The organism is Marinomonas sp. TI.3.20, assembly GCF_038155025.1.
Lineage (GTDB): Bacteria > Pseudomonadota > Gammaproteobacteria > Pseudomonadales > Marinomonadaceae > Marinomonas > Marinomonas flavescens.
This window is the reverse complement of record NZ_JBAKAS010000113.1, coordinates 1-281: the sequence shown is the minus strand read 5'-3', so window position 1 is coordinate 281 and position 281 is coordinate 1. Positions and strand designations below refer to the sequence as shown.

Here is a 281-nt window from a genome sequence, read left to right as displayed (position 1 = left end):
GTATAGCCGCTCATCGTCTTCAACAATTAAAATTGAGTAGATGTCATCCCTATTCATAAGCAATCCACTTCCTAATATATGTTCTCTATTTTTATATAAATAAATGCATCTTTCTGTAAAAACTAATGAGCAAGATAGCTTCTAAGTTTTTCAATACGATCGCGATTAACATCCAAATCAGAGTAACCAACTCGCGAAGCAGAGCGAACATCAACTATGCTATCAGCCTCAGGCAAATAAAATTCAAGATCATCAATAAAACCTAAATAACGGCTTTTAAC

The 281-nt window shown here is 33.8% G+C and carries 1 protein-coding gene; it reads right to left on the bottom strand.

All coding sequences use genetic code 11. The annotated features are described in order from the left end of the window. Positions 1-122 precede the first annotated feature (122 nt). The coding region (locus V6259_RS19790; protein ID WP_341585990.1) for a DUF1499 domain-containing protein at positions 123-281 on the bottom strand (159 nt) is incomplete at its 5' end.